Raw genomic sequence first — 14,929 nt, 5'->3', positions numbered from 1 at the left:
AAAAACAAGGGTACAAAATCGCATATGATTTTGTACCCTTGTTTTTGTTGTTCATGAACATTAATAGTGTTTTAGCAAATGAATTCGCATATAAAATCTCAAGTTAATTCATATATGAATGGTATGTATCGAGTTTTTTCAAAAGATTTTCGTTTGTATAATGCCCATCATTTTGTTTGCAAAATGGACAAAACTAAATTAAGAAAGCAGACATATGAAGAACATAAGAGGCAAAGAGGATCTTAAAGATTGGGGAGATGCAAAAGGAATCCACTCTTCATTGTACGGAATAGCCAGTGTCTAATTTAACTGAAAGACTAAAGACTCAACGTTTTTGTGAGGGAATTATTCTTCCAGATAAACGAGCAATGGTTTGACTCAATAAACCCATACAACTTCCGCTACCGCCAATTGATAAAGGGGGTGTGCCGATTGACTGTAGAACTGATGTAAGTGCATTTGAAAATGATGAATTAGCAGATATGATACTTTCAGTAAATGACCATGCGACTAATAGTTTTATTCAACAAATAAGAAGACGTATATCTATTTTGGAACGCTCATTGGTTACAGCAAGAGGTAAAGGGAAAAGTTATATCTACGCCAATTTCAATCCAAAATACTCTCAATATGCTATCACTATCCTACGCACATATTACAATTTTTGTTTGCCATACAAAGGTAGTGATAAGAAGATGCTGACTCCATTTCAACGTATTGGACTAACAGATAAAGTATTTGATTTAAAAGATATTATTTATATGTCTTAAAAACTATAATTAGCACACTAACCAAATGGTTGGGATGTTCCAAGCGGTTTGTGTGTGCTAAATAATATTAACAAACAAATCATAAAATGAATGCAATAATACAACCAACCATAATGAACCTGTCTTTTTATAAACAAATCCAAAGATTAGCCCAAGCAGAAAAATATAAACGTGAGTCCAAAAATGAAAAAATTCTCCGTTATGAATCCAAATCGGATAGTGTATAAGCAAGAATAAAAATGATGTGATTCCATTTGCTTTCCAAAAAGACTTTCGTTTATTAAACTCTTTAAGCAGAAACCCTCTAAACACCATTTCTTCCGTAATTCCAACCACAAGAAACCCATCAAGATAGCTGTCTAATGGCAGTACAAAGTGAAATGTTTCTTTATTAACGAGATATATTTCAATAAAAAAACGCAAACCAACGAGTGTTGAAAGAATGATACCCCAGAATAATCCTTTTCTTACATTGATGTTCATATTAAAGTAACTCATAGGGCTTGTATTTAGATAGTATTTTACATAAATCCAAATTGGAACTATCCAGAGCAAGACCTTTACTAATGCTTCCAGTAAGGCATAGGTTGTCTCACCAAATGATTGAAAGAAATTAATTAACCACAACTCTTTTAAAGTCCAAATAAAGTAAAAGAAAAGAAGATATAAGATAAGTGTTTGCATCTTACAAATTATGGTGTTTTTTTCAGTCTTTAAATTTAATTCCATCTCTCCTCCTAATCTCGCAGATTTACTCATTTTACATTACTAATTTATTTCCTATCAGAGAAACATCAGTGGTTTCAAGTTGTTACTAAATCCCATTATACTAGTATAAAAACATTTGACATACCACTTTTTGGCTTTATATGGGTTAAAAGAAATACAAAAAGCATGGTGAATTCCTTTGCGAATTACCATGCTTTTTTGTATGTTATTTACTGTGCTTTTTTACTTTTTGCACCTTACAAGAGAACCTGTTACAGTATTTGTGCTCGCCTTTTGTTTTGCTTAATTATTCACCTTTGGCGCGAATGCGGAATTCTGTTTCTTTATCGAAGAAATGAGCTTTGTTCATATCAATCGCCATTCCTAAAGTGTCACCTGGCTTCACGATAGTACGGGCATCTACACGTGCAACAAAGTCCTGGCCGCCAATTGTAGAATAAAGCATAAACTCAGCACCCATTAATTCTGCAACATCGATGTGGGCAGCGATTGTTGTATCAGGTGATGTTTCAAGGAATAATGGTTCATCATGGAAATCTTCAGGACGCACTCCAAGGATGATCTCCTTGCCTACATAGCCCTGATCGCGAAGAACCTTCATTTTTCCTTCCGGCACTGCAATGGACTGGCTGCCAATTAGGACTGTGCCATCCTGAAGCTGTCCGGATAAGAAGTTCATAGCTGGTGATCCAATGAAACCGCCTACGAAAACATTTTCAGGCTTTTCATAAACTTCCTTAGGGGCACCAACCTGCTGAACGATTCCATCTTTCATAACGACAAGACGTGTTGCCATTGTCATGGCTTCTGTCTGGTCATGTGTTACATAAATGGTAGTCGTATTCAGGCGTTTGTGGAGCTTTGCAATTTCAGCACGCATTTGTACGCGAAGTTTTGCATCCAGGTTGGATAATGGTTCATCCATCAAGAATACCTTAGCGTCACGCACGATTGCGCGCCCAAGAGCTACACGCTGGCGCTGTCCGCCTGATAATGCTTTAGGCTTACGGTCAAGATACGGCTCAAGGCCAAGGATTTTCGCAGCTTCCTTAACGCGTGTATCTATTTCTGATTTTGGCATTTTTCTCAGTTTTAATCCAAACGCCATATTATCATATACAGACATATGCGGATAAAGTGCATAGTTTTGGAAAACCATTGCGATATCACGGTCTTTTGGAGGTACATCATTTACACGCTTGCCGTCGATGAAGAAGTCTCCATCTGAAATTTCTTCCAGGCCGGCAATCATTCTTAGAGTTGTTGATTTCCCGCAGCCTGATGGGCCAACGAAAACGATGAATTCTTTATCTGCAATATTTAAATTGAAATCTTCTACAGCCGTAACTTTATTGTCATAGACTTTATAGATATGATCGAGTACTAACTCTGCCATTTGTAACACCCTCCATTACAATATGTATTTCATGCTTTTATTGTAGCTTTTGATCCGAAAAAAGAACATGTACACCCTGCACAAAAATGAAAGCGTTTTACTGTGCAGGGTGTACATGCTCCATTATTTTTCCTTTTTTAATAAACACAAATAGGCAGGAAGGGCATGGTGAAAGGTCCTGATGTCGAGTCCTGTCTTTTCTATGAATTTATCAATGCGGTACTGAAGGCTGTTCCGGTGGATATAAAGTTTTTTAGCGGCAAGGCTGGCATTTGAATTACACTCAATATACGTTTTAACAGTGCCTATCAGCTCTTCATCTTTCCCTGCATCACCTAGCAGCTCCTCACAAAACCAAATGAATTCTTCAGGAGCCAGTCCATCAAGTACTGCAAAAGGAAACACATCCGGCAATGTGAACATCCGAGTATCAAGAGAATGCTTTTTAGCCAGTTCAAAGCTCTTCTGTTCCATCTGAAAGTGTGTTGGAAGATTTTCATCCATAAGATGGTAATGTCCGCTGAAGGCCTGTATTTTCACATAAAAATCACTTTCAAGTGTTTGAACAATGGAAAAAAAGTCAAGATCATCTAAGCTGCTGTCTGATTCGCCCTCAATAATCGCCCCTCTATTTTCATCCTCCCAAACAATAAGGGAATCCCCCGAAACAAGAGAAGTGAACGCTTCTTCAAAGTCCAGGTAAGAAAAATCAGAAGTTGGGCTGCTGAAATGAATAAACCGCACCTTCTTCCAGCTTGTTACAGGCAAACTGCGGTCATTTTGATATAAAAATTCACTCCACTGCCTTTTCATTTCTGATGCGTTTCTGCTGAGGAAAACTTCTTCATTGTGAGGGAATAGTAGCTGAAGGAGGGATGCTTCCGCTGAACTGATTTCCTCTTTAGGAATTCCGAATGTCCCGCTGCTGTCACGGAACCAAAAAAATTCTCCGTCGCTTTGCCGCGGCTCGTTTCCAGAAACCGCGTTAGGATATTTTACCTTCAATTTATCTAACATGAATGATTTCCTTCTTTTCGATTATTTGTTTTTATTATACCGAAATGATTCTCTGATAACTATTATGAGCTTTTTTGCAGGAAAAGGCAGTGCACATTCAAAGCACTCAGATAGTTTAGTGAGGATATGGAAGGGTAAGTTAGTAAAATGTACATCTACTAAACTATTTAAAAGGGAATGGTGATTTTCATGGAAAACAGCCCAAAAACAGCCATTATCACTGGAGCAAGCAGCGGCATCGGACAGGCGACAGCTAAAGAATTGGCAAGTAAGGGAATTTCAGTCATGCTTGCTGCACGCCGGGAGGAACGCTTGCAGGAGATGAAAAGGGAAATCGAAAAAAGTGGAGGAAAAGCGGAATATAAGGTTACTGATGTGACCTCTGCAGAAGAAATGGAAGAATTGGCAAAAGCAGCAGCAGAAAAATTCGGAGCCATTCATATTTTAGTGAATAACGCAGGGCTAATGCCGCTTTCCTACTTGAATAAAAAGAAGACAGATGAATGGAATAAAATGGTGGATGTTAACATTAAAGGAGTATTGAACGGAATAGCAGCCGTGCTTCCATACATGGAAAAACAGAAACAAGGTCATATCGTAAATATTTCTTCAGTAGCCGGCCATGTGATTTCCCCGGGAAGCGCTGTTTATAGCGGAACAAAATTTGCGGTCCGCGCAATTACTGAAGGACTTAGAAAGGAAATCGATCCTGAGCTGAACATCCGTGCAACAATCATATCGCCGGGAGCTGTGGCTACAGAACTAACCAATACCATTACAGATGAAGATATCCTTAATAAATTCAAAGGGTTCAATATGAAGCCTTTAGACAGCGAGGACATCGCAAGGGCCATTGCATATGCCGTTGAACAGCCGGAACATGTGGATGTTAACGAAATTATCATCCGTCCGACTCAGCAAAAAGGATAATCAATACTCCTTTTGACATTGGCTATATTAGAATGGAGGAATGTTAGCATGAATACAGACTTCACTAAAATTTATATAAATGGCGAGTGGCGCAAGGGAAAAAGCGATAAGGAATTGATTGATAGTAATCCCTTTACAGGTGAAGAGCTTCTTCGCATTCAAGCTGCAAGCAAGGAAGAGCTGGATGAAGCCTATAAATCTGCAGCACAGGCACAGGTTAAATGGGAAAAGGAGCTTCCTCAGACAAAGCGTGCTGTCATTGAAAAAGCGGCCTCTATCATGGAGGAACAAAAAGAAACCATTATCGATTGGCTGATTAAAGAAGCAGGCAGCACTTTTATAAAAGCTTCTGCCGAATTTCAGGCTTCTGTGAGTATGTTAAAGGAAGCTGCAACCTTTCCGTTCCGTCTCGAAGGAAAGATTCTTCCATCGCAGACTCCAGGCAAAGAAAATAGAGTGTACCGCAAACCGCTTGGTGTTATCGGGGTAATTTCTCCTTGGAATTTCCCGCTTCATTTGACTATCCGCTCTGTTGGCGCAGCACTTGCCATCGGAAACGCAGTGGTTGTTAAGCCATCTACAGAGACACCTGTGACAGGCGGCCTGATTTTTGCAAGCATCTTTGAAGCGGCCGGCCTTCCTAAAGGCTTATTAAATATAGTGGCGGGCAAGGGTTCGGAAATTGGCGATGACATGGTAACCAACCCGATTCCGCGCCTTATCTCGTTTACAGGGTCAACCGAAGTGGGCAGGCATATAGCAGAGCTTGCAGGCGGATCCCTGAAAAAAGCCGCACTTGAGCTCGGCGGCAACAATGTCTTCATTGTTAGAGAAGATGCAGATATTGAAAAGGCAGCTGAATCGGCAATCTTCGGCAAATTTTATCATCAGGGACAAATTTGCATGGCGATAAACAGAATTTTTGTTCATCGCAGTATCAGCCAGGAATTTACCGATGCCTTCAAAAGGATCACTGAATCGTTAAAGTACGGAAATCCTGAGGAAAAGGACACCAATGTTGGTCCGCTTATCAATGAGAATCAGTCAAAACGGATTCAAGAGGATATTGAAAAAAGCATCAGCCAGGGAGCAAAATTAGTATACGGAGGGAATATTGAAGGAAACGTCCTTCAGCCGGCTATCTTGACAGATGTTACAAATGACATGCCGATTGCTAAGAACGAAATATTCGGACCGGTTGCAGCCATTATTACTTATGACTCTGAAGAAGAGGCTGTGGAAATGGCGAACGCCCATCCTTATGGATTAAGCGGTGCAGTGCATACTTCTGATATCGAAAAAGGCACCCTGCTTGCCCACAAAATTGACACAGGGATGATTCATGTGAATGATCAGCCAGTCAATGATGAAGCGATTATGCCGTTTGGCGGGGAAAAGAATTCAGGCTTGGGCCGTTTTAACGGTGACTGGGTCCTTGAGGAATTCACTACAGTGAAATGGCTATCCGTTCAGCATCAGCCCCGTTCATACGATCCTTTTATCAAGAAATAAACACAAGGCCCGGGTCACTGACTCCGGGCCCTTTCTCTGCCTCTTGACTTATCATTGAATGATTGGCATGAAGGAAGGTTTTAGGCATATGAAAGAGAATCAAATAAAGAAAGGAGGGAGAAAATGATTGAACTTACATCTGTGCACGACGTGACATGTGCTAAAGGAATTGTTTCATATGGTGATGTCAAAATGAATATTTATGCCTATTTAATTGATGCGCTCCTGATAGATTCGGGGCCTGCTTCACTTCTTAAGGATTTCATTCCTTTTTTTGAAAAGGAGGATATTCAGCAAGCGGCAATGACACATTATCATGAAGACCACACAGGAGGGGGACGCTTTCTTAGTGAAAATAAACATATTCCCGTCTTTATTCACCCTATGTCCATGGGAATTTGCTCAGAGAACGCAGAGTATCTTCCATACCGCCATCAGCTATGGGGAGATAGGGAAGGATTTCAGGCGAAGCCGCTGGAAGCAGAGCTGCATTCAGAGAATTACTCCTGGGAGGTTCTCCATACCCCTGGCCATTCGAAGGACCATATGGTCTTTTTGAACCGTGAAAAGGGGATGCTTTTTTCCGGCGACCTATATGTTTCCCAAAAAACAAGGCTTATCCTTAAGGAAGAATCAATTCCTGACATCATTCAGTCCATCAAACATGTGCTGAGACATGATTTTGAGGAAGTATTTTGCGGCCATGCAGGCTATGTCAGACATGGAAAGAAAATGTTTCAGAAGAAACTTGATTATCTCGAAACACTAGAAGGAGACATTCTTTATCATAGCAGCAAAGGGCTTAGTGAAGAAGAAATCCATTCCCTGCTTTTTTCGAAAAAATATCCTCTTATTGAAATTTCGCAGCATGAATGGGATACCATGCATATTGTTTCTTCTGTAATAAGAGACAGATATGACACTGGTTCCAGCAAAGAAAAAAAGAGAGCGGACATTAATTAATGCCGCCTCTTTAAATCTGACTTGTGTGTTTAATTATTCTGCTCTTCGCCGTCGATATCATGTGATTCTTCAATGTTCACTTCATGCTCTGCCTGAAAAACATTTCCTCCAGCAAGACCTTCATTTATAATGCGGTCTATATCCAAATAGGCTGAATTCTTTCCTTCGTTTGGTGTATCAGGAATAAAAGTTGCATTTTTATCTTTCATCGAAGTACCTCCTGCATTTGTTTTTCTTACTTTAGCTCTGTTAAGCTCTGCTGCTTTCATCTCTGGCAAAGGGGCCTTGGCGGGCTCAGATATTCCTGCCTCTATGACCCTGTCCGCTTCAATGAGCAAAGAGTTTTAATAGAACTATTATTTTAAGCAAAATAAAGCAGGATGATGTAAGCGATTCATTTTATATCTGTCATGATTCATAAACATGATATAACATAAGCTCATGAATCATGGCTGAAATATTCTTTTCCTCTTCTTCAGCAGGATGAGATCCGGTCCATTCAATTCTGCCTTCAGGATGATAAATCCCCTGAAAATGCTGTTTTTTATAATAAAACGAAATCCGCCATCCTGGCAGTTTTTCATCCTCGAATAACGGTTTCCATTGAAAGTGTGTAATCACGGCTAGCCCTCCATTTTTTTCTATTATCACAAGTATAATGGAAAAACGGGAAGCTGCGATAGTTCAATTATCGCTGAACTTAGAAATATCTTTAAATAGGGAGCTTAACTGCTTGAGCCGTTTCTTTTCAATAGCTGTTTCATCAAATTGCATCGGCTTGGAATTGACTTCATATAAGTATATATTTCCTGTCTCATCTTCACCAAGATCCATTGAAAATTCTCCGAAAAAACCAAAATGCTCTGATAATATTGTCCCGCACCTCTGTGCTATATCTTGAATCGTTGCATCCAGCTTACCCGTCCGCAGCAATTTATAGGGATATAGCTTGCCGCCGTTTGGCACATGTGTCGTAATTTCTTGGGATTGGGACATACGGACAGCTTTGCCGCTGATCGAATAAACACCAAAGCTGTAATGCACAAGCACCCGAAAATCGTACCGGTGGCCATCAATTTTTTTCGACATAATGGCTTGCTGGGCAAGATAGTTTTTCTTTTTAAACTGCTTTGAATAGTGTTTCCAAAAGGCTTCGAAATTTTCAAAAGATATACTGCAATGAGGTTCATTGGCCGTAATGCAGCCATCATGATGCAGGGCAGCGAGAAAAATCCCGTTTCCTCTATTGCCTTTTTTGGGTTTCAGATAGATGGTTTTATGATTTTCGATAAACTTTTGAAGACTTGTTTCACTGCCAGCCATGATGGTATCCGGTAAAAAACAATGCAATGCGGGATCCTTGCTGAATGTTGTATGCATCTCATACTTATCAAGGAAGCAAGGATTAAACATGAAAATGGATTCGGAACCAAACCAATCTTTAACCTTCTTAAAGCGGGAAGTTGCCTCAATGGAGCGGGAGGGTATGCGGTTATAAACAATATCAGGCAGCGGAACTTGAACTTCCTCCCATTTTCCTGTATGAGGTACAATGATATATCCTTTATTGTTTTTTAATAAGACATCTTCAATTGTCATAACAAAGGAAAAAATCCCTTCTTCAGTCAGATGCTTATGAAGCTCGCAGAATAAGGGGACATTTCCTCCAATTCCGGTCTCATGTTTATTGTTTTTACATGTTAAGATTCCGATGGATAGTACATTAGTTTTTTTGAAGGGTAAAACATGGAACGGATAATTTTCTGCACTGTCAATGTGCTCACTATAAAGGATCTCAGCAGAACCCTTGTTGAAATATAGTTTTTGATTTCCTTCCTGGTGAAGCCAGGCCCTTTTTTCAGGAACATAATGGATGTTCATTCCCTGTTGCCTGCAGAAGCAGTGAAATATTGTTCAGCCAGATAAACGGCGTAATCCAGGCTCAGCTTGCGTGTGAGCAATTCAAATTCCTTTAATTTTGGATGAGAGAAGATGGACCGGCCTGGTTTAGAATTTGCTTCAAACATCCAGATTCGGCCTTTTTTATCGATTCCGAGATCAAAACCAATCTCCGCAATGATGCCATCCAAATGCTGCTCGATACAATCGCTGAGGACCAGTGCGGCATATGAGAGCTTTTCCTGTACTTCCTGTGATACTTGCGGATTTTCAAAGAGCTCATCGACTGTCCTGATTTCTCCGCCATTTTTCACATGTGTGGTTACACTTCCTTCACCGCCCACTTTAGCTGCAATAGCGGTAACCTGCCAGGCTCCATGCTGGTCTTTATTCGTATGCACACGAAAATCTATTGCCCGGTTATTGTACCGCAGAAGGGAAATGCCTTGCTGGACAATCAGGTTTTGTACTTTTTTGTTTTTAAAAACATAATCAAACATAGATTCAAGAGAAGGAAAACGCTGAAGCTTATTTTCTTTTTCATCGTTTTTATAACGGCAATAGTAAGCATTGCTCTGTTTATCATAAAGGATTTGATGAATGCCAAGACCAAGGCTGCCATGGACGGGCTTTATGAAGACCTGCCTGTATTTAGAAAGCAAGGCTTCAATGGCAGATAAAGATTGAAAAGGATACGTTTCCGGGAGATACGGAATGGCCCGCTGGTCATCTGTCAGCCGCTGATAGATATCCCATTTGTTGAAAAAACCAGGATTATACCAGGGAATCATGTATTCCTCCTGGAATTTCCTTTTGACTTCCTTGGGCCCTGATTTATTTTCAGTTTTTCTATTCGGCAGCCGGTCATAGACTACATCAGGGAAGGGAAATTCCGCGACACTCCATTGATTATCCTGGAATATATATCCCTTAATCCTTTCTTTTTCCCAGTCTATTTGATTTTCCCCAAACACAAACGGGATGCATCCTGTTGTTTCATTCAAAGAAAGCAGCCTGGAAAAGAACTGCGATCGTTCCCCCAGAGGTTTATTGATGAATGTAGTGAAGCCAGATGTGAAAATGCCCACAAGCGGCCCGATATGGATGCTGTTTCCATATACAAAAAGATGGAGGGGAGCAGTGCTTTCAGGAAATTGAAGGGATTCAGCCAAAGACTCTGATAGGATGATCGATTGCCTTTTGAATGGGCTTGGCTTTACTTCAGCATTTTGGCGGCATTTCCCAAAACAGATTTGTTCGATTTTATCCAGATTTCCAAGCTTGGAAGGATATAACAAGGTGTGACTCTTCATGACGACTATTTCTGCAGGATAGGTTTTTTTCATTTATTCACCTGCTTTCATTTTTTCCGCAGTCCGGGCCAGATACCCGGAGTAGACGAGAGGTGCTTCGTACAGAGCTTTCAATTTTTCCGGGTAAAGCTTTTCAATTATTTTTCTGCCGGGTTTCGAGTTAATATCCAAAATCCATACCTGCCCTTTTTTGTCTATGCCAAGATCCAGGCCTATTTCAAACAGCCTTTGGAAGTTTGCTTCCAATTCCCCCGGCAACTGAGTGATAATCGTCTGGATTTTTTGTTCATATTGATCCTGCAGCGAAGGGGGGATGGTCTTATTAAAGGTTTGAAAGGCTTCGGCTTTACCGCCGGATGCAAGATTTGCTGTTATGGATTCCTTTATTCCTGTTCGTATGCCTCTTCCTATTTCTTCCCAGTCATTCTCTTTGTTTTTTTGAAGAAGAATCCGGACATCAAAAGGTTCACTATTGTCATTTGACAGTTCAAGATAGGGCTGGACAAGGAGGGTGTATTTTCTCATTATGGAATCAAGCCAGAAAAGGCTGTCTCTCTTTGTTTCAATCAGTCTGTCATATCTCTTTCCTTCTTTGTTCATTGATACGTTAATTCCTTCTGCTGTCTGCTCCAAAAGATAAATTCCTGCGCCTCTTGATCCGAATTCTGGTTTGATTATCACTTTTTTATAGGTTTCAAGGCTCCTCCAGATGTCTCCTGGTCCATAGGCTTTTTCAGTAGGAGGCAAAAAGGCGGACAGTCGCGGGTGGTTTTTTAAAGAATCATAGACATCCTTCTTTCCCGGGAGGCCATAGCCAAGGAATTCAGATACTTCCTTTAGCCAGATGATGTTCTGCCTTGCTCGTGTTTTGGACCGTGTAAGACCATGAAAGCTGCGGTCATATACATAGGCAGGAGGCGGGAAAAGAGCAGGAAGCCATCTGTCTTCGCTGTGAACAAACGATTCACCTTGAATCATTCCGGAATTCGCATCAATACCTTCTGGGCAGAATTTCATAATTTTTACCTGAAGATTTTTTGCGCTTTTGGCAATTTCGGAAAAGTATTTCTGTTCCTTGGATATTTGGGATGTTAAAATTCCAAGTGATAGCATACGGCATCTCCTTTCAGGTTTCATGTAATTCTCCTTTAGTGCACAGATAATTCATATATTCAATGACCGACTTTACTGAGGGACGGAACTTTTCATAATTTCCCTGGAATTTTTTTGACGGCTTAGAATTCACTTCAATGATCCATGGATGGCTTTTGGCATCAAGGGCAAGGTCTATGCCGAGTTCCCCGAAAAGATCTTCCCGGCTGTCAGAAAGTGTATTAGCTGTCTTGAGGGCAATCTCCTTCAGTAGCCTGCACAGCCTTCTCGCTTCTTTTTGCTCGAATATAGAAGATAAAAATTCCATGCCATTTTTCATTTCTCCGCCTCTTGAAAGATTGGAAACGATATGCCCGGCATAACCAATTCGTGCGACCATGGAAGTCACTTTCCACATGCCATGTTTATTTTTATTCATAAGAACCCTGAAATCGACTTTTTTATCATCAATTTCAAGCAGTGAAATCCCTTTTTGGACAATATAAGAAGTTTTCCTGCTGATTTTACTAAGCATGCGAAATAATTCTTCAGCTTCTGCCAAATAAGTATCCTTAATGCCGTCTGAATGCTCTACAACCCATCCTTCTTCAGTTTTTGAAAGCTTAATAATGTTTTTGCCCTGGCTTCCGAAGGCAGGTTTGACATATACACTTGAATAGTTCCTCAGAAAGGATGCAAAGCTTTCTTCCTCCTTTAAAGGAATGCTGTCAGGAAGATTCGGAAGCAGGTCTGCGTTACAGCTCAAAAGATCATGAACCTCCCATTTTGAAAGGAAACAGCCGTTAAACATTGGAATTCTCATCTTTTTAAGCTGATCGGAAAAATCCTGGAACAAGGCAGAACGTTCAAGCTTCCTCGATCCTATCCGGTTATATACAGCATCAGGCAAAGGGAATTGGGAGGTCTCCCAGTTGCCGTTAAACCAATAACCTTCCAATGTTTCTCCAGGGGTTATTTTTTGAAGCTTTGCTGCATAAAAGGGATATCCATGCTGCTTGCAATATTCGGCCATTTCTCTCAGAAAATCTCCATATTCTCCAAAGGGTTCAGGCCCGCTGCTTGAGGAACTGGTAAGAATGGCTAAATAAGGCCCAATTGAAAGAGTTTTTCCTTTCGGGCAGTAAGCCATTTGAACAGGAAAGCCAAAAGGGGCCAAACAAAGAATCTGAGCAGAGTTTTCGGATATTAAGACAGTGCTGCTGCCGTGGGATAATGTGCGGACTGTTAATGTTACTTTTTTGCAGCCGGCTATAAGGTCCAATGAATCCCCGTCTTGAATTTCCCAGTGTTTAAGCAAATTATTATCAATGAAAATAACCGATGAATTCTGGTTTTTGACGAAATGCATGGTCACTTTGCAGTAAATTGCCTTCATTGTCATTCCCCGTTCGTGCAAGGCTTAAGGTATATAAAAGAGAATATTAGCTGATACTAGCATGATATGCCCATATTCAAAGGAAAGTGTTTGACTTATGCAATTCATTATTTTTAAGGAATGAATCTTCATTAATTTTAAACATATTAAGGCACGGTAAAGAATATTTTAAAAGAGTGAATGCAGAGAGCAGAAAATCCTTTAATCGGTATTGAAATATATAAGGGATTTAAGTGTAATTGCAGCTGTGTTTTGTTATAGTTGAAAAGATATGGCATGCCAGAGCATTTCCAGCGCATTTACCGGCCCGCAAGCATCCGCTTGGGAGTCGGGAACGATGAAGCATGCAAGGCAGTGCCCAGTTCATCCAGCGGACCAGCAGTAAGGGATGATAACCTCTGCTGCACGAAGCTTTACTATTAGGAGGGAAAAATATGAGTGGAAATTTATATGATGTAGCATACGAAATGGAAAGAGCTATCCGCAACAGCAAGGAGTATGCGGATTTGCGCAGCCTGTATGACCAGGTCAATGCAGATCCTTCCGCACGGGGAATGTTTGATAACTTCCGCCAGCTTCAAATGGGGCTACAGCAAAAGCAGATGATGGGACAGGAAATTACCCAGGAGGAAGTGGATCAGGCACAGAAAACTGTAGCACTTGTGCAGCAGCATCCTGCCATTTCCCGATTAATGGAAAGTGAACAAAGAATGAGCATGGTAATTGCGGAATTAAATAAAATTATCATGAAGCCGCTAGAAGACTTATATGGAATGCCTGAACAGGGATAATAAAGATTGTTTGCTCTGCCGTATATTCTGGCAGGGCATTTTTTTATACTGGCAGAACTTATTAGGCATAGCTGATTCCTGAATTGATGCAAGGCTGTCACTTGAGTTCTATTATCCGCTTATTCTTCATAAGTTGGAATAGGACACTACAGATAGGAGAGATCAGCATGGTATATCGTTTACTGGCAGTCAATATCGACGGAACCTTGCTTCAATCTAATGGCCGTCTAAATAAATTAACCAAAGAAGCGATTGAATATGTCCATCATAAAGGTGTCAATGTAACGCTCGTAACATCCAGAAGCTTTCATTCGGCTAAAAAGGTTGCCAAGGCTTTAAAAATAGATCCCATGATAATTGCACACCATGGAGGATATATAGGCACAGCTTCAGGCAAGCCTGTTTTTGTTAAAAGGATACCAGAAAAGCTGACATTGGAGATTGTGCAGCTGCTTGAAAAAACATCTTGCCAAATCTCACTTGTCCATGAAAAATATATGCTGGGAAACAGGGTGGATTTGCCGGAAAATCTGCTTGGGAAAGCTGTGCTGCATCATAATGAGCAAAATTTTTACTCGCAAAGCTTTGTGGATTCGATCAGCGGGGAATTAAACAATCACCCTATTGCTCCAACAAAAATCACAGCGTTGTTTCAAAATGAACGTGATAAGAAGGACATCATGAAGCTAATCAGGGAACTTTTCCCTGAAGTGCTGCTTTCAGGATACAATGATCAGGGATTAACCATTCTTCCCAAGGGTGTATCCAAATGGAACGGAATTTTATATCTGGCCGAACAGCTTGGTGTCAAGAGAAATGAAATCGTAGCAATAGGCGACGAATACGATGATCTGGAAATGATTGAAAGAAGCGGACTTGGAGTTGCCATGGGCAATGCGCCGGCTGAAGTTAAAATAGCTGCCAAATGGGTTACCAGGACCAATGATGAAAACGGAGTAGCATATATGCTCAAGGAATTTTTCAGAAAACAGCATCCACTAGAGTTTTTAGAAAAAATGAACATGCTTAAATAATGTTAAAAGGCTTCCTGCGGCGTCGCAAGAAGTCTTTTTTTTGTGGCTGCCTCATAATAATTCATTTAAAAGGCAGACTAAAAAAAA

The 14,929-nt window shown here is 40.5% G+C and carries 15 protein-coding genes; 6 read left to right on the top strand and 9 right to left on the bottom strand.

Annotated elements, in window-relative coordinates; translation table 11 throughout:
• Positions 1 to 425: 425 nt before the first annotated feature.
• Positions 426 to 770, top strand: coding sequence for a hypothetical protein (locus BIV59_RS16455; protein ID WP_071352539.1), 345 nt, complete (start codon positions 426 to 428; stop codon positions 768 to 770).
• 57 nt (positions 771 to 827) lie between these two features.
• Here BIV59_RS16455 and BIV59_RS16450 read toward each other — a convergent pair whose 3' ends face one another.
• From BIV59_RS16450 to BIV59_RS16440, 3 genes are all read right to left on the bottom strand, one after another.
• Complete coding sequence (locus tag BIV59_RS16450) at positions 828 to 1,499, bottom strand: CPBP family intramembrane glutamic endopeptidase (protein ID WP_071352538.1); 672 nt, start codon at positions 1,497 to 1,499, stop codon at positions 828 to 830.
• 286 nt (positions 1,500 to 1,785) lie between these two features.
• Complete coding sequence (locus BIV59_RS16445; protein ID WP_071352537.1) at positions 1,786 to 2,895, bottom strand: ABC transporter ATP-binding protein; 1,110 nt, start codon at positions 2,893 to 2,895, stop codon at positions 1,786 to 1,788.
• A 123-nt stretch (positions 2,896 to 3,018) separates the two neighbouring features.
• Positions 3,019 to 3,912, bottom strand: coding sequence for a PucR family transcriptional regulator (locus BIV59_RS16440; RefSeq protein WP_071352536.1), 894 nt, complete (start codon positions 3,910 to 3,912; stop codon positions 3,019 to 3,021).
• A gap of 189 nt (positions 3,913 to 4,101) precedes the next feature.
• Between BIV59_RS16440 and BIV59_RS16435 the strand changes: the two genes are divergently transcribed.
• The 3 genes from BIV59_RS16435 to BIV59_RS16425 all read left to right on the top strand — a co-directional run bounded on the left by BIV59_RS16435 (position 4,102) and on the right by BIV59_RS16425 (position 7,317).
• The gene (locus tag BIV59_RS16435) at positions 4,102 to 4,842 is read left to right on the top strand and encodes an SDR family oxidoreductase (RefSeq protein ID WP_071352535.1); all 741 of its coding nucleotides are present in this window, start codon (positions 4,102 to 4,104) and stop codon (positions 4,840 to 4,842) included.
• Positions 4,843 to 4,890: 48 nt separating this feature from the next.
• On the top strand, positions 4,891 to 6,354 hold the full coding sequence (locus tag BIV59_RS16430) for an aldehyde dehydrogenase family protein (protein WP_071352534.1): 1,464 nt from the start codon (positions 4,891 to 4,893) through the stop codon (positions 6,352 to 6,354).
• 123 nt (positions 6,355 to 6,477) lie between these two features.
• Positions 6,478 to 7,317 carry an MBL fold metallo-hydrolase gene (locus BIV59_RS16425; RefSeq protein ID WP_071352533.1) on the top strand — a complete coding sequence of 280 codons (840 nt, stop codon included), beginning with the start codon at positions 6,478 to 6,480 and terminating at the stop codon, positions 7,315 to 7,317.
• A gap of 29 nt (positions 7,318 to 7,346) precedes the next feature.
• Here the strand turns inward: BIV59_RS16425 and BIV59_RS16420 are convergent, their stop codons facing one another.
• From BIV59_RS16420 to BIV59_RS16395, 6 genes are all read right to left on the bottom strand, one after another.
• A complete protein-coding gene (locus BIV59_RS16420) occupies positions 7,347 to 7,526 on the bottom strand; it encodes a hypothetical protein (protein ID WP_071352532.1) in 180 nt (59 codons plus the stop codon).
• Between the two features lie 199 nt (positions 7,527 to 7,725).
• On the bottom strand, positions 7,726 to 7,938 hold the full coding sequence (locus BIV59_RS16415; RefSeq protein WP_071352531.1) for a YheE family protein: 213 nt from the start codon (positions 7,936 to 7,938) through the stop codon (positions 7,726 to 7,728).
• Positions 7,939 to 8,001: 63 nt separating this feature from the next.
• Positions 8,002 to 9,198: a YheC/YheD family endospore coat-associated protein gene (locus tag BIV59_RS16410; RefSeq protein ID WP_083392223.1), complete on the bottom strand. Its 1,197-nt coding sequence runs from the start codon at positions 9,196 to 9,198 to the stop codon at positions 8,002 to 8,004.
• Positions 9,195 to 10,562: a YheC/YheD family endospore coat-associated protein gene (locus tag BIV59_RS16405; RefSeq protein ID WP_071352530.1), complete on the bottom strand. Its 1,368-nt coding sequence runs from the start codon at positions 10,560 to 10,562 to the stop codon at positions 9,195 to 9,197. The genes BIV59_RS16410 and BIV59_RS16405 overlap by 4 nt, the downstream gene beginning before the upstream one ends.
• Positions 10,563 to 11,642 carry a YheC/YheD family endospore coat-associated protein gene (locus BIV59_RS16400; protein WP_071352543.1) on the bottom strand — a complete coding sequence of 360 codons (1,080 nt, stop codon included), beginning with the start codon at positions 11,640 to 11,642 and terminating at the stop codon, positions 10,563 to 10,565.
• A 13-nt stretch (positions 11,643 to 11,655) separates the two neighbouring features.
• Entirely contained in the window at positions 11,656 to 13,017 is a 1,362-nt protein-coding gene (locus BIV59_RS16395) for a YheC/YheD family endospore coat-associated protein (RefSeq protein WP_071352529.1), read from the bottom strand.
• 434 nt (positions 13,018 to 13,451) lie between these two features.
• On the opposite strand from BIV59_RS16395, the gene BIV59_RS16390 reads away from it, so the two are divergent.
• Both BIV59_RS16390 and BIV59_RS16385 read left to right on the top strand, forming a co-directional pair.
• Positions 13,452 to 13,808: a YlbF/YmcA family competence regulator gene (locus tag BIV59_RS16390; RefSeq protein WP_071352528.1), complete on the top strand. Its 357-nt coding sequence runs from the start codon at positions 13,452 to 13,454 to the stop codon at positions 13,806 to 13,808.
• A gap of 167 nt (positions 13,809 to 13,975) precedes the next feature.
• Positions 13,976 to 14,842, top strand: coding sequence for a Cof-type HAD-IIB family hydrolase (locus tag BIV59_RS16385; RefSeq protein ID WP_071352527.1), 867 nt, complete (start codon positions 13,976 to 13,978; stop codon positions 14,840 to 14,842).
• Positions 14,843 to 14,929 lie beyond the last annotated feature (87 nt).

The sequence above is a fragment of the Bacillus sp. MUM 13 genome (assembly GCF_001866725.1).
In the GTDB taxonomy this organism is placed as follows: domain Bacteria; phylum Bacillota; class Bacilli; order Bacillales; family DSM-1321; genus Peribacillus.
This window is presented reverse-complemented; position numbering and strand designations above follow the sequence as displayed.

Coding starts and splice junctions, on each gene's coding strand:
- BIV59_RS16390 (WP_071352528.1), top strand. CDS start 13,452: ATGAGTGGAAATTTATATGATGTAGCATACGAAATGGAAAGAGCTATC.
- BIV59_RS16405 (WP_071352530.1), bottom strand. CDS start 10,562: ATGAAAAAAACCTATCCTGCAGAAATAGTCGTCATGAAGAGTCACACC.
- BIV59_RS16445 (WP_071352537.1), bottom strand. CDS start 2,895: ATGGCAGAGTTAGTACTCGATCATATCTATAAAGTCTATGACAATAAA.
- BIV59_RS16385 (WP_071352527.1), top strand. CDS start 13,976: ATGGTATATCGTTTACTGGCAGTCAATATCGACGGAACCTTGCTTCAA.
- BIV59_RS16435 (WP_071352535.1), top strand. CDS start 4,102: ATGGAAAACAGCCCAAAAACAGCCATTATCACTGGAGCAAGCAGCGGC.
- BIV59_RS16420 (WP_071352532.1), bottom strand. CDS start 7,526: ATGAAAGATAAAAATGCAACTTTTATTCCTGATACACCAAACGAAGGA.
- BIV59_RS16425 (WP_071352533.1), top strand. CDS start 6,478: ATGATTGAACTTACATCTGTGCACGACGTGACATGTGCTAAAGGAATT.
- BIV59_RS16410 (WP_083392223.1), bottom strand. CDS start 9,198: ATGAACATCCATTATGTTCCTGAAAAAAGGGCCTGGCTTCACCAGGAA.
- BIV59_RS16400 (WP_071352543.1), bottom strand. CDS start 11,642: ATGCTATCACTTGGAATTTTAACATCCCAAATATCCAAGGAACAGAAA.
- BIV59_RS16395 (WP_071352529.1), bottom strand. CDS start 13,017: ATGAAGGCAATTTACTGCAAAGTGACCATGCATTTCGTCAAAAACCAG.
- BIV59_RS16430 (WP_071352534.1), top strand. CDS start 4,891: ATGAATACAGACTTCACTAAAATTTATATAAATGGCGAGTGGCGCAAG.
- BIV59_RS16440 (WP_071352536.1), bottom strand. CDS start 3,912: ATGTTAGATAAATTGAAGGTAAAATATCCTAACGCGGTTTCTGGAAAC.
- BIV59_RS16450 (WP_071352538.1), bottom strand. CDS start 1,499: ATGGAATTAAATTTAAAGACTGAAAAAAACACCATAATTTGTAAGATG.